Raw genomic sequence first — 19,669 nt, forward strand, 5'->3', positions numbered from 1 at the left:
TTGGCCGCCATGGGATACAACAAAAGGTTAACAATGCGTGAAAAGTGAATGAGTAACAGGGCGGGCATCGAGGGGGCCGAGCTCGCCAGGCCGGGACCCGGCTCTGGGCGCCATGAGCCAGATGCAAGTATCCGGCGAACGACGGCGGGCAATATGCTACTGTAGCGGCGTTTTTTTGATGATTGTGCAGGCTTTGACCTTTTTGAAGATGCTTTTTGCAGATGGAATGGTATGCAGACTAACTCGATGATGACCTGGCTGACCCAGCCGACAAGCTCCCTCAACCCCATGATCTGGCAGGTGACCCATGCTGGCCGATGAATCCATGCGCCTGAACAAATACATCAGCGAGAGCGGCATCTGCTCGCGCCGCGAGGCGGATCGCTTCATCGAGCAGGGCAACGTCTTCATCAACGGCAAGCGCGCCGGCATCGGGGATCAGGTGTTTGCCGGGGATCTGGTCAAGGTCAACGGTCAGGTGATCGAGGCGCGGGAAGCGGACAGCCTGGTGTTCATCGTGCTGAACAAGCCGGTGGGCATCGTCTCCACCACGGAGGCGGGGGAGAAGGACAACATCGTCGACTTCGTCAACCACAGCACCCGCATCTTCCCCATCGGCCGGCTCGACAAGGATTCCCAGGGGCTCATCTTCCTCACCAACCACGGGGATCTGGTGAACAAGATCCTGCGGGCGGGCAACGATCACGAGAAAGAGTACCTGGTGACCGTCGACAAGCCGGTGACCGATGAATTCATCCGCGGCATGGGGGCCGGGGTGCCGATCCTCGGCGCCGTCACCAAGAAGTGCAAGGTCAAGAAAGAGTCCCCCTTCGTGTTTCGTATCACCCTGGTACAGGGGCTGAACCGCCAGATCCGCCGCATGTGTGAACACTTCGGCTTCGAGGTCACCAAGCTCGAGCGTATCCGCATCATGAACGTCAGCCTCAAGGGGCTGCCGGTGGGGGAGTGGCGCGATCTCACCGACGACGAGCTTATCGAGCTGTTCAAGCTCATCGAAGACTCCTCCTCCGAAGTGAAACCCGCCAAGGGGGCGGCGCCTGCCAGCAAGCCGGTGGCCAAGGCCGCAAGCGGCGCGGCTGGCAAGACGGCGCAGGGCAAGAAGCCCCGCCGAAGCGACGATCACGAGATTGGCGGGCGTCCCAATGTGCCGGGACCCGAGGCATTTGAGAGCAAAGGCCCCACCAAGGGCACGGCAGGCAAAGGCGGTGCTGGCAAACAGGCCGGGGGCAAGGGCGCACCGGCCAAGGGTGGCAAACCCGCCACGGCGGGCAAACCGCGCACGAACCAGGGCGGACGGCAGAAGAAGGGGCGTTAAGGCGCCCCGTCACTCGCTTTTCAACCTTCTCAATACATCGGCCCTAGGCCGGTGTATTGCTTTGGGCAGCCAGGGGAGCGCTCGTCTTGCCAGCCAGGGGGACAGCCGTCTCGCCAGTCACGGGCAGGCGCATCACGCTCGGGTAGTGCAAGGGGTTGAGCCGCAGCACCAGCAGGCTCATCAGCGCCAACCCGCCGAGTTGCCACTGCCAGGCGCTGGCAAAATCCCCGCTTATATGATGCAGGCGCGCCGCCACCCAGGGGCCGGTCGCCGCCAGCATGAAGCCAAATCCCTGCATCAGGGCGCTCAGGCTGCCGGCCCGGCGCGGATCCGGCAGGTGATCGAGCGCTATCACCATGATGAGGGAGAAGCTGCCGCCAAGTCCTGCGCCACACAGCAGGCACCAGAGGATGGGGGCCGTTTGCGGGGCCAGCCAGAGACCGCCAAAGCCTAGCACCTGCAGCGTGATGGCGAGCCCCATCCAGGGGCGCCTGTCCTCCTTGCGTGCCGCCAGCAGTGGCAATCCCAGGCCGCTCAGGGTCTGGGCCAGGGCCAGCCAGGCCACCAGCTCACCCGAGGACTGTGCGCTCCAGCCCTGGGCCATGTAAGCGGGCGCGAGCCAGGCCACGACGATGCCATAGCCGCTGTTGATGATGCCAAAGCAGGTGATCAACAGCCAGCTGCGGGGCAGGGCGACGAGACGCTGCTCTGTCTGCAACGGAGGCTTCGGCGCCGGGCGTGGCAGCCGCACCCGCCAGAGGAGCCAGGCGAGCGCGAACAGCACCGGCAGACTCCACAGCGCCAGCACCCGTGACCAGTCGATGAGGCCCGCGAGCCGTGGGCTCAGCATGGCGCCGAGCGCCCCGCCCCCCATCATGCAGGCGGAGAAGATCCCCATCACCAGCGGCACTCGCCGGGCAAACGCCCCCTTGATGAGGCCGGGCAGCACCCCCTGCACCAGGGCCGAGCCCAGGCCGCAGAGGGCGGCACTGGCGATAAGCAGGGCGCCGCTCGTCAAGTCAAAGCGCAGGGCGCTGCCGAGCGCGAGCAGCAGCAAGGCGGCGCCGAGCAAGACGCCGGCGCGGGTGCGCCCGAGTAGCGCCGGGGTGCAGAGCACGCCGACACCGATGAGCAGCAGGGGCAGCAGGGTGACCCAGGCGAGGCTATCCATGCCCATGGCGAGGCGCCCGTCTATCTGCCCCGCCAGCGGGCCGATGGCGGTGAGAAAGGGCCGCAGGTTGAGGGCGATGAGCACCACCAGCACCAGCAGGGCCGGGTTGCCGCCCTTACTCATGCTGGCAGCCGTAGAGGGCTGAGGCCGGGATGGGGCTGTTGAGTTTGATGAGCGGCAGGGGCGGTGGGGAGAGAGGGAGCCGCAGCCGATCGTAGCTGGCGCTGCTGTCAAAACCGAAGGGAGCCGCGTCGGCATTGTCGAAGGCGTAGTAGACCGCTTGAATGCCGTTCATCACCAGGGCGCACAGGCACATGGGACAGGGGTGGCCGCTGGCGTAGACCACGGCGTCCTTGAGCGGCCCCAGCAAGCTCGCCTCCCGCAGCGCCTCCATCTCCGCATGGCGGGTGGGATCCCCGGATTCCAGCATGAGGTTTACCGCGCTCGCCACCAGTTTTCCCTCTTTCACCAGCAGGGCGGCGAAGGGGCGGCCCCCTTGCTGGCGGTGGGTCAGCGCCAGGTGCAGGGTCTGCTCGAGCCACTCCTGATGGTTGGGGTCGCTGAGGGCGGTGAGGGAGTTGACGAGGCCGGTACCGGACTGGGCGTGGGGCGACATGGGGTTGTCCTGGGCAAAAAGTGGGGGTGGAGGGAGCCTAGCGACTCGCCAGGTCATTTGGAAATTAAATGATAGAATGACAATCAGTGATTTTATAAATGGTAAACGGCCATGCTGGATCCCCAATTACTGCGCAGTTTCGTCGCCATCATCGAGACCGGCAGCTTTACCCGGGCCGGGGATCGGGTCCATCTGACCCAGTCCACCATCAGCCAGCAGATGCGGCGCCTTGAGGAACAACTCGGCTGCCCGCTCCTTGATCGCACGGGCCGCACCGTGACCACCACGGTGGCCGGGGAGAAGCTGCTTGGACTGGCGCGGCGCATTCTGGCGCTGCTGGAGGAGGCCCGGGAGCGGGTGAGCGAGGCGAGCCAGCCCCTGAGGCTCGGGGTGCCGGAGGATTTTGCCGCCGGTGCCATGGCCCCGGTGCTGGGGGCCTTCGCCCGGGACTACCCTGCCGTGCGACTGGAGGTGGCAAGCGGGCTGAGTCACGAGATCTGGCAACGTTTCGAGGGGGGCGAACTGGATCTGGCGCTCATCAAACAGACGCGGGGGCAGGGGGATCCTGTCGCCCGCTGGCGCGAGCCGCTCGCCTGGGTCGACAGTCGCGACTGGCCGGCGGCAACGCGGGATCCCGTGCCTTTGGTGGTGTTCCCAAGCGAGGGGCTCTATCGGCGGCAGATGACGGATGCACTGGATGAGCGAGGGCTGCGCTGGCGCATCGCCTATGTCAGCGCCAGCCTCGCGAGCCTGCAAGGAGCGGTGAGCGCCGGCATCGGGGTGAGCCTGTTGCCGAGCCGGTTGGTGCAAGACGATCAGGTCGAACTCATCGACTGGCCCCCCATGCGGGCAGTGGAGCTGGCCTTGCATCGGGGGGAGGAGGGCGGGGAAGCCCTTCGCCGCCTGAGCGAGGCCCTCATCGCCCTGTGTGACGAGGTGATGGGGCTGCGCTGAGCCCGAGTGCCGGGATCAGGCGATGGCTTGCCTTGGCAGCACGGCGAGCCAGACTTCGACCTCGCCGCTGTCGGTTTGGGCGTCAAACTCGGGGCCGTAGCGCTCGAAATCCGGCTTGTGGGCAGACTCATAGCTGGATTGTGCGAGCCAGGCCAGTGCGGCTTGCCAGGTCTGGGGCAAGGTATCCACATGGCCTTGGTGCAGGAAGACGGCATAGGTCTGGGCAGTGATGCGCATTCGGCCAAGAGTGGGGGGCAGCACCTCCAGGGCGTTCACCTCCACCGCACACAGGTATTCGCAGCCGTGCTCGTCGGCGCCGCAGATGACCCCGTAGGCGTGTTCCCCGAGCTGGCCCGGCAAGGGGCCCAGCGCGCCGAAGTCGTGCCACTGGCCGCCGAAATCCCCCTGTGAAAACAGGTGATGGCGGCGTATTCCCCCCAGCAGCATGGGGCGACCTTGCTCGAATCGGATGGGGGCTGTCATGACGTTTCCTCTCTGCCGGTTGAATACATCAGGCTGGCCAGTGCTTGGCCGCCTGCGGCCTGCTTAGCCAGCACTCCCCCCTCGGTCGGGGTCGGTGCTGGCGGCCTGGGTGTGCGCCGCCTGCTGGATCTTGCGCTCATAGTCTCGTTGCACGATGGCGAGCGCCGCCAGGGCCAGAGCCGGATCGATGTCGTTGGTCTCCAGCAGTTCGATAAGATCCACCGCGAGCTTGATCTCGGGGGGGGCGTTCTCCAGTGACATTCTCTTCTCCGCATCAGTGTCGTGTCGGGGGCCAGTATACAGGGCCGCGCCCGGGTTGGTGCAGGGGTACGCCACTACAGGTGCTGGCGCATCTCCTTGTCTATCTCCTCGCGCAGGGCCATCAGCTTGAGCGCGTATTGTTGCAACTGCAGATCCCCCTCGCTCACCGGTTGCCACTGGGGCACCTTGTCCGGTTTGCCGTGCTCGTCCATGGCGACGAAGATGATGATGCAGTGGGTGGTCTTGTGGCGCTCCCGGCTGGTGGGGTGGCGGCTGTAGACATCCACCGCCAGGTGCATGCTGGTGGTGCCGGTGTGGATCACCTGGGCGTGCACCTCCACCAACTGGCCTATCTGGATGGGGCGCAGGAAGCGGATGCCCCCCACGTAGACGGTGACGGCATAGCCGCCACACCAGCCGGCGGCGCAGGCGTAACCCGCCTGATCGATCCACTTCATCACCATGCCGCCGTGCACCTTGCCGCCGAAGTTCACGTCGGCGGGCTCGGCCAGAAACTGCAGGGTCAGCTCGCGGGGTGGGGTCATGTTCTCTCCTTGCTGCCGGCTCATGGCCGGGTACTCTTGCGATAAGCCTCGGCCTGCTGGCAGGGAGGCAGGGATGACACATAGGGGCGCTCGTTGCCGGTGCGCTGGCCGACGCTGGCGTATTGTTGCTGACAACGGGTCGCCTTGCCTCCCGCCCTGACGCAGGCATCGATGCGCTGCTGTCTGTCTTGTCCCGTCTGCAACTGGCGGGCGTTGAGGCAGGCTCTGTCCAATCCGTCCTGATGGGTCTGCCTGTCCGGGGTGGCGGCCAGCAGGCCACCGGCGAGGGTGCAGGTGAGCAGCAGTATGACAAGCTTCATCATGATTTGTCTCCTTGCGGGGGGCGCCCCGCGATGACCAGCGCTATCCCCCCGAGGATGCCCAGGGAGGAGAGCAACAGCCGCCATGATCCCGACTCATCGAGCAGGATGAGCCCGGCCAGGAGGGCGAGTGGGGGCACCAGCAGCTGGATGCTGGCGGCCAGGGTGCGCCCAAGCTGGGGCAGCACCTGATACCAGAGGGCATAGCCGAGACCGGAGGCGAGCCCCCCCGATGCCAGGGCGTAGCCGATGGCGGTCGGGCTGGCATTGAGTTGCCCCAGCCACAGATAGAGCAGGGCCGCAGGCAGGCTGGCCATCAGGAAATGGCCCGCGTTGGCGGCGATGGGATCGCTAAAGCGCGGCGCGCGCAGGGTATAGCAGGCCCAGGCGATGCCGGCGGCGACCATCAGCACGGCCCCCAGGGGATCCGGCGCGCTGATGCCGGGCAGCAGCAGCAAAATAAGCCCCGCCATGGCAAGCAGCAGGCCGGCCCACTGGAAAGGGGGAAGCCGCTCGCCACGCAGCAGCGGTGGGGCCAGCATGCTGAGTTGGACGGCGGCGAACAGCAGCAGGGCGCCGGTGCCTGTGGTCAGGGTCAGGTAGGCGAAGGAGAAGGCGGCGCCGTAGATGACGAGGCAGAGGGCGCCAGCCCAGTCTCCTTGGCGCGCTGGCGTGGGACGGCGGGCCGAGCAGAGCAGGAACAGCACCAGGGCGCCGCTGGTCAGGCGCAGCAGGGTGAACAGGGCCGGATCCATGCGCTCTTCAAACAGTGCCAGGCGGCAGAGCACCGAGTTGGCGGCGAATGCCACCAGGGTCAGCAGAGTGAGCAGCAACAGGCGGGGTAGCGGCATTTATTCACCTTGAGTTCAGTGGCGGCGAACCAGCATAAAGCAAAATGCAATGAGGAGGGCCTATGAAACAAATACTCGATCAACTGCTCGGCAGCGGCAAGAGCTGGCTCAACGACGGCGGCGACAGCCGCAAGGCCCAGATGAAGGGCATGGCGCAGGGCGGCCTGGCAGCCGGTGCCATGGCTTTGCTGCTCGGCAACAAGAAGATACGCAAATATGGTGGCAAGGTGGCGGCGGTGGGCGGCGCGGCGGCCCTCGGTGGCCTCGCCTACAAGCTCTACCAGGACTGGCAATCCCAGCAAGGCGGCGCGGCGCAACCGGCCCAGCCTCTGGATTCCCTGCAGGGACAGGCGCTGGACGCCCGTGCCACCCTGCTGGTACGGGCCATGGTGGCGGCGGCCCGGGCCGACGGTCACATCGACGACGCCGAGCGCCAGAAGATCCAGCAGTACCTGACCGAACAGGGGCAGAGCGACGCGGCCCGCTGGATTGACGCCGAGCTGGCCCGCCCGCTGGATCCCCAAGCCCTGGCCCGGGAGGTCACCGACATGGAGCAGGCCACCGAGGTCTATCTCGCCTCCCTGCTCACCGTCGAGGTGGATCACTTCATGGAGCGCGGTTATCTCGATGAGCTGGCAAAGGCGCTCAAACTCGATGACAACCTCAAGAGCAGCATAGAGCGACAGGTCGCCCAGCTTGGGGCGCCGAGCTGATCCGCACGCCAGTGCAGGATGAAACAGGCCCCGTCATGGGGCCTGTTTGTGTTCGCCGCGCCCGCCTCAAGGGCTCAACGCAACAAGGGTTTGTCCAACTGCTGATGGATAAGCTCGGCCAACTGGCTGAGGGCGGCTTCCAGCTCTGGGCTCCAGGGATGGGAGCTGTTCAGGCGCAGGCAGTGGTTGTGCTGACCCTGGCTGGAAAACAGGGCCCCGGGTGCTAGGGAAAAGCCGCAGGCGAGTGCCTGGGCGTGCAGGGCGCGGCTGTCGAGGCGCTCGTCAAATTCGAGCCAGAGGAAGTAGCCACCATCGGGGTTGGAAATACGTACCTCTCCGGGGAGAAGGTGCAGCAGGGCGGCCCGCATCTGTTGCTGGCGTTGGGCCAGGGTGTGGCGCAGGCGGCGAAAATGGGCATCCACCCCGCCCTGGCGCAGCATGTCGGCGAGCGCGAGCTGGCTCGGCACATTGGTGGACAGGGTCGACATCAGCTGCAGCCGTTGGATGCGCTCGGCGTGGGGGCCCGCCACCACCCAGCCGACCCGAAAACCCGGCGCCAGGCATTTGGAAAATGAGCTGCACAGCAGGCTGTCCCCCCGCGAGTCCCAATGCTTGAGCGGGCGTGGCCGCTCGCGGCCAAAATAGATCTCCGCATAGACGTCGTCTTCCACTAAAGGCACCTTGTGGGCGTTGAGCAACTGCATCAACGCCTCCTTGTGGCCATCCGGCATGGTGTGGCCGAGCGGATGCTGGACGTTACCCATCAGCCAGCATGCCTTGATGGGGCGCTCGGCCAGGGCCTGGGCCAGCAGGGCGAGATCGATGCCGACCCCGGGGGTGACCGGGATCTCCACCGCCTTGAGTTGCAGGCGCTCTATGGCCTGCAGGGCGCCGTAGAAGGTGGGGGACTCCACCACCACCCAGTCCCCCGGCTCGGTCAGCACCTGCAGGCTGAGGGAGAGCGCCTCCATGGCCCCGGTGGTGATGATGATCTGCTGGGGGTCGACCAGCAGGCCGTCGTCCGCATAGCGGCGGGCGATGGCCCGGCGCAGGGTCTCGTTGCCGGGGGGGAGGTCTGCCACCGTGCTGAAGGGATCGAGGCGGCGCATGCAACTGCCCAGCGCCCGGCCGAGCTGGGGGTGGGGGAAGAGGGTGGGATCTGCCACCGCCATGCCGAGTGGCACCAGATCCCGGGACTTGCTCGCCTGCAGCACCTCGAACACCAGATCGTTGATGTCCACAGAGCCGCTGTAGTGCGCCTGCTGGGGGGTGCTGATGCGCTGGGGGGAGGCGACGGCCTTGACGTAGTAACCGGACTGGGGCCGCGCCAGCACCAGGCCGCGGCTCTCCAGCAACTGATAGGCCTGCAGCACAGTCATGGGGCTAAGGTGGTGGGTCTTGCAGCTCTGGCGGATGGAGGGGATACGCTCCCCCGGCCGCCAGACGCCGCTCTCTATCTGCTGCTGCAGCTGATCTGCCAGTTGGCCGTAGCGGGACATGATGGGTTTAAACTGTTATAGGTGTATTTCACTATAACTGCATCTGTTATAGGTGTCATGGCACGTGTTGTACTTAACGGGCGAAAACCTGTCTGTTAAATGCAACATAGAGAGTCATGCATGATAAGCCTGGATGATGTGGTCAGCCTCTCCCGAATACAGTTCGGCGCGACGGCGATGTTCCACTTTCTGTTTGTACCCCTCACCCTGGGGCTGTCCTGGATCCTGGTGATTGCCGAGTCGGCCTACGTGATGACCGGCAAGGTGATCTACAAGGACATCACCCGCTTCTGGGGCAAGTTGTTCGGTATCAACTTCGTGATGGGGGTGACTACCGGGATCACGTTGGAGTTCCAGTTCGGGACCAACTGGGCCTACTACTCCCACTACGTCGGCGACATCTTCGGCACTCCGCTCGCGGTGGAGGGACTGATGGCCTTCTTCCTCGAATCCACCCTGGTGGGACTCTTCTTCTTCGGCTGGGACAAACTCTCCCGCGGTCAGCACCTGATGGTGACCATGCTGGTGGCGCTCGGCTCCAACCTCTCAGCGCTCTGGATCCTCATCGCCAACGGCTGGATGCAGAACCCGGTCGGCGCCGAGTTCAACCCCATGACGATGCGCATGGAGCTGGTGGACGTGGCCGCTGTCATCTTCAACCCGGTGGCCCAGGTCAAGTTCGTGCACACGGTGGCGGCGGGCTATGTGGCTGCTTCCCTGTTCGTGATGGGGGTGAGCAGCTGGTATCTGCTGCGCCGCATGGAGGTGCGCTTCGCCCTGCGATCCTTCGCCATCGCCTCGGGTTTCGGTCTGGCCGCCATCCTCTCGGTCATAGTACTGGGTGACGAGTCTGGCTATCGCACCGGCGAGGTACAGAAGGTGAAACTCGCCGCCATCGAGGCGGAGTGGCACACCGAGCCTGCCCCGGCCTCCTTCACCCTGTTCGGTCTGCCGGATCAGAGCGCCGAGACCACCCACGCCGCGGTCAAGATCCCTTATCTGATGGGCATTATCGCCACCCGCTCCCTCGATGAGCAGGTGACGGGCCTGAAAGATCTCAAGGCCGAGCACGAGGTGCGCATCCGCAGTGGCATGCTGGCCCACGATGCCCTGGAAGCCCTGCGGGCGGATGGCGGCAATGCCAAGGCCAGGGCCACCTTCGAGCGCCACCGCGCCGATCTCGGCTACGGCCTGCTGCTGACCCCCTACGCCAAGGAGATTGGCAAGGCGGACGAGGCGGCCATTGCCAAGGCGGTGGACGACTCCATCCCCCAGGTGGCGCCACTGTTCTGGAGCTTCCGACTGATGGTAGGCATAGGCGTGGTGTTGCTGCTGCTCTTTACCGCCGCCTTCCTGCAGCTGTGCCGGGGCCGGCTGGTGCAATCGACCCAACTGCTCAAGGCCCTGTTCTGGAGCATACCGCTGCCCTGGATTGCCATCGAGGCGGGCTGGTTCGTGGCCGAGTTCGGTCGCCAACCCTGGACCATCAGCGACGTGCTGCCGGTGTCGGCGTCCGTCTCCTTGCTGCAACCGGGCCAACTCTGGTTCAGCCTCATCTCCATCTTCCTCATCTACAGCACGCTGCTGGTGGTGGAGCTGTTCTTGTTGCGTCACGTGATCCGCAAAGGGCCCGCCAGCCTGCAGACGGGTCGTTATCAAGGTGAAGTGTTGAAAAACGGGAGTCCCGTCTGATGGATTACGAAACCCTGAAACTCGTCTGGTGGGGGCTGGTGCTCTTCCTGCTCATCGGCTTCGTGGTGATGGATGGCTTCGATCTCGGGGTCGGCATGCTGTTGCCCGTGGTGGCCAAGAACGATGAGGAACGGCGGGTGCTGCTCAACAGCGTGGGGCCCGTGTGGGAGGGCAATCAGGTGTGGCTCATCGCCGGTGCCGGCACCCTGTTCGCCGCCTGGCCCCTGGTCTATGCCGCCTCCTTCTCGGCGCTCTATGTGCCCTTCATGTTCCTGCTGTTCGGCCTCTTCCTGCGCCCGGTCGGTTTTGACTATCGCAGCAAGCTGCCGGACCCCGTGTGGCGCCGCTGGTGGGACAGGGCCCTGGTGATGGGGGCCCTGCTGCCGACCCTGGTGTTTGGCGCGACCCTGGGCTTCTTGCTGCAAGGCTTGCCGTTTCGCTTCGATTCGGCCCTTCGCATCCACTATGGCGCCTTCGATTTCAACTGGCCCCTGCTCTTCACCTGCATGGGCACGGCGCTGGCCCTGCTGATGCTCCATGGCTGCAGCTTCCTGCAGTGCAAGACTCAAGGAGTGATAGCGGCGCGCTGCGCTCGCCAGAGCCGCTGGCTCGGCCCTCTGGCAAGCGCTCTGTTTGCCTTGGGCGGCTTCTGGCTCAGCCAGATGCGCGGCTACCAGATAGCCGAGATTGGGGATCTCAACAGCTCCCTGACCCCCCTGATGAAACAGGTAACGACGGCGCCGGATGGCTGGTTTGGCAACTTCATTGCGCACCCCGTGCTTTGGGCTGTGCCGGCCCTTGGCCTCTTGCTGCCGTTCATGAGCTCGCTGGCAAGCGCCCTTGGTCGGGCGCGGCTCGCCATCTTGGCCAGCGGCGGTGCCTGCACCGCCATGATGCTGACCATCGCCATCGCCCTGTTCCCCTTCGTGCTGCCCTCGTCCCTGGATCCGTCGAGCAGCCTGACCCTGTGGGACGGCACCTCCAGTGAGCGCACCCTCTTCATCATGCTGGGGATAGTCGCCGTGCTGATGCCCATCAACATCGGCTATACCCTCTGGGTTTACTGGGTGGCGCGGGGCAAGATGAGCACCGAGCAGGTGCGCGAACACGGCCATAGCCTCTACTAACAAGAGAATTGAGGAGTCATCGATATGTGGTATTTCACCTGGATACTGGGGCTGGGGTTTGCGCTGCTGTGCGGCCTGGTCAATCTGCTCTGGCTCGAGGCGCGCTGGGCCGCGGATGAGGATCTCAAGGAGTCTTGAGCCGCGCCATCTTGCCAATGAAAAAGGCCGACACTGGGTGTCGGCCTTTTTGTTGCCAGGGGCTTAGGCGATGGCCGGGCGGGCGCCGCGCCGCTCGCTGGCCTCGCTGAGATGGGTGAGGCCATAGGCCAGCAGCACGATGAGGGCCCCGATCCAGGGGGTGTGCATCAATCCAAGGTGCTCCACCACGAAACCACCCACCACGGAACCCAGGGCGATGCCGACGTTGAAGGCGGCGATATTGAGGCCGGAGGCCACGTCCACGGCATTGGGGGTGTGGATCTCGGCCTGTTTCACCACCAGCACCTGCAGACCCGGCACGTTGCCGAAGGCAAAGGCCCCCCACACCAGCACGGTAAGCACGGCGAGCACAGGGTGCGGCGCGGTGAAGGTGAGGGTGAGCAGCACCAGGGCGAGGCCTGCAAACAGCAGCTTCAGGGCGGGCAGCGGGCCCATCTTGTCGGCGAGCTTGCCGCCCCAGATGTTGCCGACCGCCACCGATACCCCGTACACCAGCAGGATGAGACTCACCGCGTTGGCACCAAAACCGCTCACCTGCTGCAGGATGGGGGCGAGGAAGGTAAAGGCCGTGAAGGCGCCACCGTAACCCAGCGCCGTCTTGGCGTAGACCAGCAGCAGCGGCTTCTTGGTCAGCACGACGAGCTGCTCGCGGATGCTGGAGGCCGCTCCCTTGGGCAGGTTGTTCGGGATGAGCAGCAGGCTGCCCACCATGGCGACGATCCCGAGCAGGCTCACCACCAGGAAGGTCTCGCGCCAGCCGAACTGCTGACCAATCCAGGTACCGAGGGGCACGCCGGTCACCAGTGCCACGGTCAGGCCGCTGAACATGATGGCGATGGCACTCGCCGCTTTTTCTTTGGCCACCAGACCGGTGGCGATGGTGCTGCCCACCGAGAAGAAGACCCCGTGGGCCAGCCCGGTGAGGATGCGTGCGATGATCAGGCTCTCGTAACCGGGGGCCTGCCAGGCCAGCAGGTTGCCGGCGGTGAAGAGCGCCATCAGCCCCACCAGCAGCCATTTGCGTGGCAGCTTGCCGGTGAGCGCGGTCAGCACGGGAGCGCCGATGGCGACGCCGAGGGCATAGAGGCTGACCAGGAGGCCCGCCGAGGGCAGGGATACCTGCAACTGCTCGGCGATGGTGGGAATGAGCCCCACGATGACAAATTCGGTGGTGCCGATCGCAAAGGCACTCAGGGTGAGGGCAAACAACGCCAGTGGCATACAAACTCCTTGAAATGGACTCCCGACGGGAGAATGGCGGCAGTATGCCCAGCAAGTTTGTTGGCAAAAATGACGATGACATCAAATTACTTTTGCCAAATGAGCAGCAATACATCGAGGAAGGCGGGGATTATCGGGTTAGACGTGATGTGGGACGTACACAAAACCAAAAAAAGCGGGAGGCACAGTGCCTCCCGCTTTCACAACATCATGGTGCAGTTGAATATGCTGACAGATCAGTCCCAGGCCGGTGCAAAGTCCGGATTGGCGCAGCGCTCGCCCCGATCCAGGGTCGCTATCTGGGCCATCTCCTCGCCGCTGAGCTGTACCTTGAGAGAGGCCAGGTTGGCGGCCTGGTTCTCCCGTTTGGTGGAGCTCGGGATCACCGCCATGCCCTGGGCCAGCAGCCAGGCCAGGGACACCTGGGCCGGGGAGACCCCGTGGCGTTTGCCTATTTCCAGCAGGAGCGGCTCGGTGAGCACCTTGCCATAGGCGAGCGGCATATAGGCGGTGAGGGCGATGCCCTGCTCCTGGCAGAACGCCACCACCTTGCGGTTTTGCAGCAAAGGGTGAATTTCCACCTGCTGGTGAGCGATGGCGCCCGGTCCCAGGATGGCGATGGCCTCTTTGAGCTGAGCCACGGTGAAGTTGGAAACCCCGATCTCCCGGGTCAGGCCCCGGGCCTTGGCCTCGGCCAGCTGCTCCAGATAGACCGCCATCGGCACCTCATCCTTGGGAGAGGGCCAGTGAATAAGGGCCAGATCCAGGTAGTCGGTGCGCAGTTTTTCGAGGCTGGTTTTGAGGCTCGGGATCACCTTGCCCGGGCCGAACTCGCTGGTCCACACCTTGGTGGTGAGATAGATATCCTGGCGAGGCACGTTCGTGCTTGCCAGCACTTGGCCCACCTCGGACTCGTTGTCATAGATCTGGGCGGTGTCGATATGGCGATAGCCGAGTTCGAGGCCGGTGTTCAGGGTGGCGATCAGGGGCTCGCCCTTGAGGCGGAAGGTCCCCAAACCCATTGCGGGCATTTTCATCATCAATTTCCTCATGTTCTCTATTTTTTACGCTCTTGTTTATGGGGTTGCTCATCACTCGGGTCGCCATCGGCGGCTGACCCTCTTGATGGGCAGTAAAGCGGTGCAGGCGGTCAGGCCAAGTGATAGCGGCGAACCTGGCTCGTGGCAAGCCAGTCCCGGGTCTGGGCCCGGAAGGCGATAAAGTGGGGCGCTTGTTGGTGGGCGACAAGCGCATCTTCGCTCGCCCACTCCTCGTGCAGCATCCAGCGGTGGGGGGCATCCAGGCTCTGATGCAACTGGTAGCGAAGGCACCCCGGCTCTTGCAGACTGGCCGCGATGAGCGGGGCCAGGGCGGATGGCAGCTCGGCGCCAAACTCGGGTCTGGCCTCCAGCTCGGCAATCACTGTGATGGGGACGGGCATCTGACTCTCCTCGGGACAACGAGGGTCAGTATGCCTGCGGCGGCGGGTGTGAAAGAGGGGGCAGGTCGCAAAACACTATTGAGCGCAGCGCAGCAATCGCGGGTTGGCGGCATGGACTGCCAACCCTTCAATGGGAACAGGGCACTGCCGCGCCAACTCAGGCTTGGGCCGACTCGGACCAGACCGCAAACTCATTGCCGCTCGGTTCGACGAAATGGAAACGGCGACCGCCGGGGAAGTCGAACAGGGGGCGGTTGATGATGCCGCCCCACTGGCTCACCTTGGCCTGGGTCGTGGCAATATCGGCGCTGTAGAAGATCAGCAGGGCGCCTCCCTGGTGGCTGTGGCTGCACAGATCCGCCCGGTAGAAGCCGCCATCCAGCCCTTCTCCCGCAAAGGCGCAGTAGTCGGGGCCGTAATCGACGAACTGCCAGCCAAAGGCTCCCTCGAAGAAGGCTTTGGTGGCGGCGAGATCCCTGGCGGCAAACTCCACATAGTTCAGTTTTTCATGGGACTGGGTCATGCACGGCTCCTTGCTAGATGGATGTTGCCTGAGTGGTTGCCCTATCTGGGCTGCCAGCGCTGCTGGGTCCGTGGGGTGGAGCCGGGTAGTGCCTTCCAGGGAGTCAGCTTGAGTTGCTTACGGCGCACCCAGAAGACGATGGCCATCAGCAGCCCGACACCGATGGCAAAAAAACTGGTCTGGCGCAGGGCATACCCCAGGCTCACCTCATGCTCCCAGCCGAAGAACCACATCAGCAGACCCCAGATGATGCCTGTCGGCAGCCCCATGGTGAGCAGGTTGACCATAAAGTGCTCATAGTAGGGCGGTCTGATATTGATCCCCGCCTTGCGCAACAGCCAGATGAGTGGCGGGTTGTAGTTGAGTTCCTTAATGCCCTTGCTGGCCAGCTCTTTGTGGGCGGCGAACAGGCGGTGTTCAAATGACATCTGCTTCCCTTTCATAACAGCAAAGCGGAGCTGGCGACAAGACGCCGGCTCCGAATATCCCTATGTAGGCGTCGATTGTAACCTTGTTGTGGGCTGGAGAGTTAGCGCCAGATCCCATCCTGGGGGTGAGGGATTGACCGAGCCTGAGGGAGGGGCGGTGGTGCAAAGGGGGGCACGCCAAGGCTCGACTGCCCCGGCGTGCGGATGACAGGGCTCAGCACCTGCTCACAGAGCCCGGCCATCGTAGTGCTGCACCGGCAGGGCGTCGGGATCCACCCCTTCCAGACAGCGGACATTGACGGCGACGATGTGATTGCCCTTGGGATCCACGCCGTCGCAATAGGGGTGGATGCCGCACACCGGGCAGAAGCGGTGTTTGACCACGTGTTTGTGGAAGGTGTAGGTGCTGGCCGCCTCGTCCGGGGTCAACAACGTCAGCTTGGCGCGCGGCAGCATCCACAGCAGGGATCCCTTGCGCTGACAGATGGAGCAGTTGCAGGCCATGGCCTGGGTCAGCTCCCCCTCCACTTCAAATGCCACCTTGCCGCAGTGGCAGCTTCCCTTGTACTTCATGACTGACTCCTTGGTTGATGGATCCCCGAGCAGGCGCCTGCGTGATCCAGGGCATGCCTGTCACGGGGCGATAAGCGACCCGCCTCAGTATAGTCAGGCCCCATTGCGGGGGCCGGGAGCGACAAGGGGACTGTCTGCAGGGAATGGTTGCGGCGCCAGTAAAGGGGCTGATCGTCCTCATCCGTCTTGCCAACTAACGGGCATTACGCCTATAAAGACCCATCTTTCTTGCCGGGATAACAACAATGAAGACCCATTCCGATGAACTGACCCTGTTCGTGGCCGTGGTGGAGGCGGGCAGTTTTCGCCAGGCGGCGGAGAACCTGGGGATGGACAATTCCGTGGTGAGCCGCGGCATCAAACGGCTGGAGGAGAAACTCTCGACCGTCCTGCTCAATCGCACCACGCGGCGGGTCAGCCTGACGGAGGAGGGGAGCTGGTTCTATCAGCGGGCGGTGCGGATCCTGACCGAGATGAGCGAGGCGGAGGGGCATCTGCTGATGCGCCGGGAGCAGCCGGAAGGGGTATTGCGGGTCGATGCCGCCACCCCTTTCATCCTGCACCGGCTGGTGCCCCTCATCGGCGAGTTCCGTCGCCGCTACCCCGGCATCGAGCTGCAACTGCACAGCTCCGAGGGTTTCATCAACCTGATGGAGCGGCGGGTGGACATGGCCATCCGCATCGGCGAGCTGACGGATTCCTCCCTGCGGGCCCTGCCGCTTGGTCGCTCCCGGCTGCGGTTGCTGGCGTCCCCCGCCTATCTGGCGGCGCGAGGCACGCCGCGCCAGCCGGCGGATCTGCTGGCAGGCCACGAGCTGCTCGGCTTTTTGCACCCCGATCACCTCAACCACTGGCCGCTGCTGAGCAGCGAACAAGGAGACAGATTCGCCATCACCCCGACGCTTAGGGCCAGCAGCGGCGAGACCTTGCGTCAGCTGGCGCTGGCGGATCAGGGGATCGTCTGTTTGTCGGATTTCATGACAGGGCCGGACAGGGCGAGCGGCGCCCTGGTGGAAGTGCTGGCTCGCAGCAACAGCGGCGCGTCCCGCCCTATCCATGCGGTGTTTTACTCCGATGCCCAGCGGGATATCCGGCTGCGGGTCTGGCTCGACTTCCTGAAGGAGCGACTCGGCGCCAATGAGCTGTGACGGGCCGATTTTGACAGCGCATTTGTGCTGTTTTTATGGCTTTCAAAGCATAAACAAGAGGCCGACATCGCTGTCGGCCTCTTTTTCATCTCACGAAAGGACAGGTCGCCCTATCAATCCTCTTCTGCCCAGCGGCGGGAGCGCTCCACGGCCTTCTTCCAGCCGTTGTAACGCTTGGCGCGATCGTCTCTGTCCATCTGCGGGATGAACTCGCGGTCCACGCTGAACTTGTCTTCCAGCTCTTCCGAGCTCTTCCAGAAGCCGACCGCGAGGCCCGCGAGGAAGGCCGCGCCCATGGCGGTGGTCTCGATGCGGGTCGGACGCACCACTGGGGTGTGCATCATGTCGGCCTGGAACTGCATCAGGAAGTCGTTGGCGACGGCGCCGCCATCCACTTTCAGGGATGCCAGCTTGATGCCGGAGTCCTGCTGCATGGCATCCAGCACGTCACGGCTCTGGTAGGCGATGGATTCGAGCGCCGCGCGGATGATGTGGTTGCGGTTCGCACCCCGGGTCAGGCCGACCATGGTGCCGCGAGCGTAGGGATCCCAGTAGGGGGCGCCCAGGCCCACGAAGGCCGGTACCAGGTAGACGCCGTTGGTGTCACCCACCTTGGAGGCGAAGTAGTCGGTGTCGCGGGCATCGTGGATGATCTTGAGTTCATCACGCAGCCACTGGATGGTGGCGCCGCCCATGAACACGGCACCCTCGAGGGCATAATTCACTTCCCCTTTCGGGCCGATGGCGACCGTGGTCAGCAGGCCGTTGCTGGAGCGAACCGGCTCGGTGCCGGTGTTCATCAGCATGAAGCAGCCGGTGCCGTAGGTGTTCTTGGCCATGCCTTTCTCGAAGCAGAGCTGGCCGAACAGGGCGGACTGCTGGTCACCGGCGATGCCGGCGATGGGGATGCGGGAGCCGCCGCCACGGGTGGTGTAGCCATAGATCTCGGAAGAGGGTTTCACTTCCGGCAGCATGGACATGGGGATGCCGAGCTCGTCCAGCATGCGCTCATCCCACTTCAGATCGCGGATGTTGTAGAGCATGGTGCGTGACGCGTTGGTCGGATCGGTGACATGCACCTCGCCGTTGGTCATCTTCCACACCAGCCAGGTGTCGATGGTGCCGAACAGCAGTTCGCCGTTCATCGCCTTCTCGCGGGCCCCTTCCACGTTGTCCAGAATCCACTTCACCTTGGTGCCGGAGAAGTAGGCATCCAGCACCAGGCCGGTGTTCTCGCGCACATACTCTTCCAGGCCGCGGGCTTTGAACTCCTCGCAGATGGCGGCGGTGCGGCGGCACTGCCAGACGATGGCGTTGTAGATGGGCTTGCCGGTGGCCTTTTCCCACACCACGGTGGTTTCACGCTGGTTGGTGATGCCGATGGCGGCGATCTGCTCGCTGTGCAGGCCGCTCTTGGCCAGCACCTCGGTGAAGACGGAAGACTGGGTGGCCCAGATCTCCATGGGGTCGTGCTCGACCCAGCCCGCCTTCGGGTAGTGCTGGGTGAATTCGCGCTGGGAGGTCGCGACTATGTTGGCGTCCTGGTCAAACACGATGGCGCGGGACGAGGTGGTGCCTTGATCCAGGGCGACGACATATTTCTTTTCAGCAGACATGATGTTCTCCACGTTTTTATTTTCCACGTTTTTATACGCAGGGGAGGGCCGCTCTTACGCGGCGGCCTCTTCTTTATTGGACAGCTTGGCGGCCTCTTCGGCGGCGGCAACACGGTTGCCCGGCACGCAGGGAGCCAGCACTTTCACATAGAGGGCGGTACCAATCTGGGCGCCGACGATGGGGCCGAGGATGGGAACCCAGAAGTAGGGGTTGTCACGACCACCGGTCAGGGCCACGTCACCCCAGCCGGCGAAGAAGGCGAACAGCTTGGGACCAAAGTCACGGGCCGGGTTCATGGCAAAGCCGGTCAGGGGGCCGAGGGAGGCGCCGATCACCGCGATCAGGATACCGATCAGCAGGGCGGCGGCGAAGCCCTTGGGAGCACCGTTGTTGTTGTCACCGAGCGCCATGATGCCGAGCATCAGCACGGCGGTGATCACCAGTTCCACCGCAAAGGCCTGCATGTTGGAGAGCAGGGCATTGGGATAGGTGGAGAAGATGCCGGCGGTACCGAGGCTCTCGACGCTGCCACGCACCACGTTGTGAGTCAGTTCCCACTGGGTGAAAAGGTTATCATACAGGAAGTAGACCAGGGCGGCGGAGGCGAAGGCACCCGCTATCTGGGCGATGATGAAGGGCACCACCTTGCGCTTGTCAAAACCGGCGAAGGTCATCAGTGCCAGGGTCACGGCCGGGTTCAGGTGGGCACCTGAAATGCCGCCGGTGACATAGATGGCGATGGCAACGCCCAGACCCCAGGTAATGGAGATTTCCCATTGCCCGAAGTTGGCGCCAGCCAGCACCATGGCGGCCACACAACCGACGCCGAAGAAGATCAGCAGGCCGGTTCCGATAAACTCGGCGATGCACTCGCCAAGCAGGGTATTGGGTCTTTGTATGCTCATACCTTTTATTCCTTATATCCACCCAGAGTAGGTTTGATGTTCCGTTTCGTTATCTTTTCGTCCTAGTTATTGCGCCCGAAAACGTT

Annotated in this window: 23 protein-coding genes; 7 read left to right on the forward strand and 16 right to left on the reverse strand. The window is 64.0% G+C overall.

Translation table 11 applies throughout. The features are described from left to right. Positions 1 to 307: 307 nt before the first annotated feature. The gene (gene rluF, locus VZC39_RS07060; protein WP_434666985.1) at positions 308 to 1,336 is read left to right on the forward strand and encodes a 23S rRNA pseudouridine(2604) synthase RluF; all 1,029 of its coding nucleotides are present in this window, start codon (positions 308 to 310) and stop codon (positions 1,334 to 1,336) included. Between the two features lie 43 nt (positions 1,337 to 1,379). Here the strand turns inward: rluF and VZC39_RS07065 are convergent, their stop codons facing one another. Then, the gene (locus tag VZC39_RS07065) at positions 1,380 to 2,630 is read right to left on the reverse strand and encodes an MFS transporter (protein ID WP_434666988.1); all 1,251 of its coding nucleotides are present in this window, start codon (positions 2,628 to 2,630) and stop codon (positions 1,380 to 1,382) included. Next, complete coding sequence (locus VZC39_RS07070) at positions 2,623 to 3,123, reverse strand: nucleoside deaminase (protein WP_434666991.1); 501 nt, start codon at positions 3,121 to 3,123, stop codon at positions 2,623 to 2,625. Before VZC39_RS07070 ends, VZC39_RS07065 begins: the two co-directional genes overlap by 8 nt. A gap of 111 nt (positions 3,124 to 3,234) precedes the next feature. Between VZC39_RS07070 and VZC39_RS07075 the strand changes: the two genes are divergently transcribed. Continuing rightward, positions 3,235 to 4,077 carry a LysR family transcriptional regulator gene (locus VZC39_RS07075; RefSeq protein ID WP_434666994.1) on the forward strand — a complete coding sequence of 281 codons (843 nt, stop codon included), beginning with the start codon at positions 3,235 to 3,237 and terminating at the stop codon, positions 4,075 to 4,077. 15 nt (positions 4,078 to 4,092) lie between these two features. On the opposite strand, the gene VZC39_RS07080 is transcribed toward VZC39_RS07075, so the two are convergent. From VZC39_RS07080 to VZC39_RS07100, 5 genes are all read right to left on the reverse strand, one after another. Further along, on the reverse strand, positions 4,093 to 4,560 hold the full coding sequence (locus VZC39_RS07080) for a GyrI-like domain-containing protein (RefSeq protein WP_434666997.1): 468 nt from the start codon (positions 4,558 to 4,560) through the stop codon (positions 4,093 to 4,095). A 63-nt stretch (positions 4,561 to 4,623) separates the two neighbouring features. Further along, on the reverse strand, positions 4,624 to 4,821 hold the full coding sequence (gene rsmS / locus VZC39_RS07085; RefSeq protein ID WP_349921685.1) for a pleiotropic regulatory protein RsmS: 198 nt from the start codon (positions 4,819 to 4,821) through the stop codon (positions 4,624 to 4,626). A gap of 74 nt (positions 4,822 to 4,895) precedes the next feature. Continuing rightward, positions 4,896 to 5,366 (reverse strand): acyl-CoA thioesterase, encoded by a 471-nt coding sequence (locus VZC39_RS07090; protein ID WP_349921687.1) that lies wholly within the window; start codon positions 5,364 to 5,366, stop codon positions 4,896 to 4,898. Between the two features lie 20 nt (positions 5,367 to 5,386). Next, positions 5,387 to 5,689: a hypothetical protein gene (locus VZC39_RS07095; protein WP_349921688.1), complete on the reverse strand. Its 303-nt coding sequence runs from the start codon at positions 5,687 to 5,689 to the stop codon at positions 5,387 to 5,389. Beyond that, positions 5,686 to 6,537 (reverse strand): DMT family transporter, encoded by an 852-nt coding sequence (locus VZC39_RS07100; protein WP_434667002.1) that lies wholly within the window; start codon positions 6,535 to 6,537, stop codon positions 5,686 to 5,688. Before VZC39_RS07100 ends, VZC39_RS07095 begins: the two co-directional genes overlap by 4 nt. Before the next feature lie 62 nt (positions 6,538 to 6,599). On the opposite strand from VZC39_RS07100, the gene VZC39_RS07105 reads away from it, so the two are divergent. Next, positions 6,600 to 7,250, forward strand: a complete 651-nt coding sequence (locus VZC39_RS07105) for a tellurite resistance TerB family protein (RefSeq protein ID WP_434667005.1) — start codon at positions 6,600 to 6,602, stop codon at positions 7,248 to 7,250. 74 nt (positions 7,251 to 7,324) lie between these two features. Here VZC39_RS07105 and VZC39_RS07110 read toward each other — a convergent pair whose 3' ends face one another. After that, positions 7,325 to 8,749, reverse strand: a complete 1,425-nt coding sequence (locus VZC39_RS07110; protein WP_434667008.1) for a PLP-dependent aminotransferase family protein — start codon at positions 8,747 to 8,749, stop codon at positions 7,325 to 7,327. A gap of 120 nt (positions 8,750 to 8,869) precedes the next feature. On the opposite strand from VZC39_RS07110, the gene VZC39_RS07115 reads away from it, so the two are divergent. Genes VZC39_RS07115 through cydX form a run of 3 tightly spaced genes read left to right on the forward strand, consistent with a single transcriptional unit; the run spans position 8,870 to position 11,706 of the window. Then, positions 8,870 to 10,441 (forward strand): cytochrome ubiquinol oxidase subunit I, encoded by a 1,572-nt coding sequence (locus VZC39_RS07115; protein WP_434667011.1) that lies wholly within the window; start codon positions 8,870 to 8,872, stop codon positions 10,439 to 10,441. Then, a complete protein-coding gene (gene cydB, locus VZC39_RS07120) occupies positions 10,441 to 11,568 on the forward strand; it encodes a cytochrome d ubiquinol oxidase subunit II (RefSeq protein WP_434667014.1) in 1,128 nt (375 codons plus the stop codon). Before VZC39_RS07115 ends, cydB begins: the two co-directional genes overlap by 1 nt. A 24-nt stretch (positions 11,569 to 11,592) precedes the next feature. Beyond that, entirely contained in the window at positions 11,593 to 11,706 is a 114-nt protein-coding gene (gene cydX / locus VZC39_RS07125; protein WP_005310033.1) for a cytochrome bd-I oxidase subunit CydX, read from the forward strand. Between the two features lie 63 nt (positions 11,707 to 11,769). On the opposite strand, the gene VZC39_RS07130 is transcribed toward cydX, so the two are convergent. The 6 genes from VZC39_RS07130 to VZC39_RS07155 form a co-directional block, all read right to left on the reverse strand. Then, the gene (locus VZC39_RS07130) at positions 11,770 to 12,948 is read right to left on the reverse strand and encodes an MFS transporter (RefSeq protein ID WP_434667020.1); all 1,179 of its coding nucleotides are present in this window, start codon (positions 12,946 to 12,948) and stop codon (positions 11,770 to 11,772) included. 236 nt (positions 12,949 to 13,184) lie between these two features. Continuing rightward, a complete protein-coding gene (gene dkgB / locus VZC39_RS07135; protein ID WP_434667023.1) occupies positions 13,185 to 13,988 on the reverse strand; it encodes a 2,5-didehydrogluconate reductase DkgB in 804 nt (267 codons plus the stop codon). A gap of 110 nt (positions 13,989 to 14,098) precedes the next feature. Beyond that, positions 14,099 to 14,389 (reverse strand): putative quinol monooxygenase, encoded by a 291-nt coding sequence (locus tag VZC39_RS07140; protein WP_434667026.1) that lies wholly within the window; start codon positions 14,387 to 14,389, stop codon positions 14,099 to 14,101. Positions 14,390 to 14,546: 157 nt separating this feature from the next. Further along, a complete protein-coding gene (locus VZC39_RS07145; RefSeq protein WP_349921699.1) occupies positions 14,547 to 14,912 on the reverse strand; it encodes a VOC family protein in 366 nt (121 codons plus the stop codon). Between the two features lie 41 nt (positions 14,913 to 14,953). Beyond that, positions 14,954 to 15,340, reverse strand: coding sequence for a DUF6404 family protein (locus VZC39_RS07150; RefSeq protein ID WP_349921700.1), 387 nt, complete (start codon positions 15,338 to 15,340; stop codon positions 14,954 to 14,956). Between the two features lie 225 nt (positions 15,341 to 15,565). Then, positions 15,566 to 15,913, reverse strand: coding sequence for a GFA family protein (locus tag VZC39_RS07155; protein ID WP_349921701.1), 348 nt, complete (start codon positions 15,911 to 15,913; stop codon positions 15,566 to 15,568). 245 nt (positions 15,914 to 16,158) lie between these two features. On the opposite strand from VZC39_RS07155, the gene VZC39_RS07160 reads away from it, so the two are divergent. Further along, positions 16,159 to 17,061 (forward strand): LysR substrate-binding domain-containing protein, encoded by a 903-nt coding sequence (locus VZC39_RS07160; protein ID WP_434667031.1) that lies wholly within the window; start codon positions 16,159 to 16,161, stop codon positions 17,059 to 17,061. 113 nt (positions 17,062 to 17,174) lie between these two features. Here VZC39_RS07160 and glpK read toward each other — a convergent pair whose 3' ends face one another. Further along, a complete protein-coding gene (gene glpK / locus VZC39_RS07165) occupies positions 17,175 to 18,677 on the reverse strand; it encodes a glycerol kinase GlpK (RefSeq protein WP_434667034.1) in 1,503 nt (500 codons plus the stop codon). A gap of 54 nt (positions 18,678 to 18,731) precedes the next feature. Beyond that, positions 18,732 to 19,583, reverse strand: coding sequence for an MIP/aquaporin family protein (locus VZC39_RS07170; RefSeq protein ID WP_349921705.1), 852 nt, complete (start codon positions 19,581 to 19,583; stop codon positions 18,732 to 18,734). Between the last annotated feature and the right edge of the window lie 86 nt (positions 19,584 to 19,669).

Source organism: Aeromonas sp. NJAU223 (assembly GCF_051125555.1).
In the GTDB taxonomy this organism is placed as follows: Bacteria; Pseudomonadota; Gammaproteobacteria; order Enterobacterales; family Aeromonadaceae; genus Aeromonas; species Aeromonas veronii_G.

What these genes read in the sequence shown, in the direction of transcription:
- glpK (WP_434667034.1), bottom strand. Translation starts at nt 18,677, where the DNA reads ATGTCTGCTGAAAAGAAATATGTCGTCGCCCTGGATCAAGGCACCACC.
- VZC39_RS07070 (WP_434666991.1), bottom strand. Translation starts at nt 3,123, where the DNA reads ATGTCGCCCCACGCCCAGTCCGGTACCGGCCTCGTCAACTCCCTCACC.
- VZC39_RS07155 (WP_349921701.1), bottom strand. Translation starts at nt 15,913, where the DNA reads ATGAAGTACAAGGGAAGCTGCCACTGCGGCAAGGTGGCATTTGAAGTG.
- VZC39_RS07170 (WP_349921705.1), bottom strand. Translation starts at nt 19,583, where the DNA reads ATGAGCATACAAAGACCCAATACCCTGCTTGGCGAGTGCATCGCCGAG.
- VZC39_RS07080 (WP_434666997.1), bottom strand. Translation starts at nt 4,560, where the DNA reads ATGACAGCCCCCATCCGATTCGAGCAAGGTCGCCCCATGCTGCTGGGG.
- rsmS (WP_349921685.1), bottom strand. Translation starts at nt 4,821, where the DNA reads ATGTCACTGGAGAACGCCCCCCCCGAGATCAAGCTCGCGGTGGATCTT.
- VZC39_RS07065 (WP_434666988.1), bottom strand. Translation starts at nt 2,630, where the DNA reads ATGAGTAAGGGCGGCAACCCGGCCCTGCTGGTGCTGGTGGTGCTCATC.
- dkgB (WP_434667023.1), bottom strand. Translation starts at nt 13,988, where the DNA reads ATGATGAAAATGCCCGCAATGGGTTTGGGGACCTTCCGCCTCAAGGGC.
- VZC39_RS07090 (WP_349921687.1), bottom strand. Translation starts at nt 5,366, where the DNA reads ATGACCCCACCCCGCGAGCTGACCCTGCAGTTTCTGGCCGAGCCCGCC.
- VZC39_RS07150 (WP_349921700.1), bottom strand. Translation starts at nt 15,340, where the DNA reads ATGTCATTTGAACACCGCCTGTTCGCCGCCCACAAAGAGCTGGCCAGC.
- VZC39_RS07075 (WP_434666994.1), top strand. Translation starts at nt 3,235, where the DNA reads ATGCTGGATCCCCAATTACTGCGCAGTTTCGTCGCCATCATCGAGACC.
- VZC39_RS07100 (WP_434667002.1), bottom strand. Translation starts at nt 6,537, where the DNA reads ATGCCGCTACCCCGCCTGTTGCTGCTCACTCTGCTGACCCTGGTGGCA.
- VZC39_RS07115 (WP_434667011.1), top strand. Translation starts at nt 8,870, where the DNA reads ATGATAAGCCTGGATGATGTGGTCAGCCTCTCCCGAATACAGTTCGGC.
- VZC39_RS07160 (WP_434667031.1), top strand. Translation starts at nt 16,159, where the DNA reads ATGAAGACCCATTCCGATGAACTGACCCTGTTCGTGGCCGTGGTGGAG.
- VZC39_RS07130 (WP_434667020.1), bottom strand. Translation starts at nt 12,948, where the DNA reads ATGCCACTGGCGTTGTTTGCCCTCACCCTGAGTGCCTTTGCGATCGGC.
- VZC39_RS07145 (WP_349921699.1), bottom strand. Translation starts at nt 14,912, where the DNA reads ATGACCCAGTCCCATGAAAAACTGAACTATGTGGAGTTTGCCGCCAGG.
- rluF (WP_434666985.1), top strand. Translation starts at nt 308, where the DNA reads ATGCTGGCCGATGAATCCATGCGCCTGAACAAATACATCAGCGAGAGC.
- VZC39_RS07095 (WP_349921688.1), bottom strand. Translation starts at nt 5,689, where the DNA reads ATGATGAAGCTTGTCATACTGCTGCTCACCTGCACCCTCGCCGGTGGC.
- cydX (WP_005310033.1), top strand. Translation starts at nt 11,593, where the DNA reads ATGTGGTATTTCACCTGGATACTGGGGCTGGGGTTTGCGCTGCTGTGC.
- VZC39_RS07110 (WP_434667008.1), bottom strand. Translation starts at nt 8,749, where the DNA reads ATGTCCCGCTACGGCCAACTGGCAGATCAGCTGCAGCAGCAGATAGAG.
- VZC39_RS07105 (WP_434667005.1), top strand. Translation starts at nt 6,600, where the DNA reads ATGAAACAAATACTCGATCAACTGCTCGGCAGCGGCAAGAGCTGGCTC.
- VZC39_RS07140 (WP_434667026.1), bottom strand. Translation starts at nt 14,389, where the DNA reads ATGCCCGTCCCCATCACAGTGATTGCCGAGCTGGAGGCCAGACCCGAG.
- cydB (WP_434667014.1), top strand. Translation starts at nt 10,441, where the DNA reads ATGGATTACGAAACCCTGAAACTCGTCTGGTGGGGGCTGGTGCTCTTC.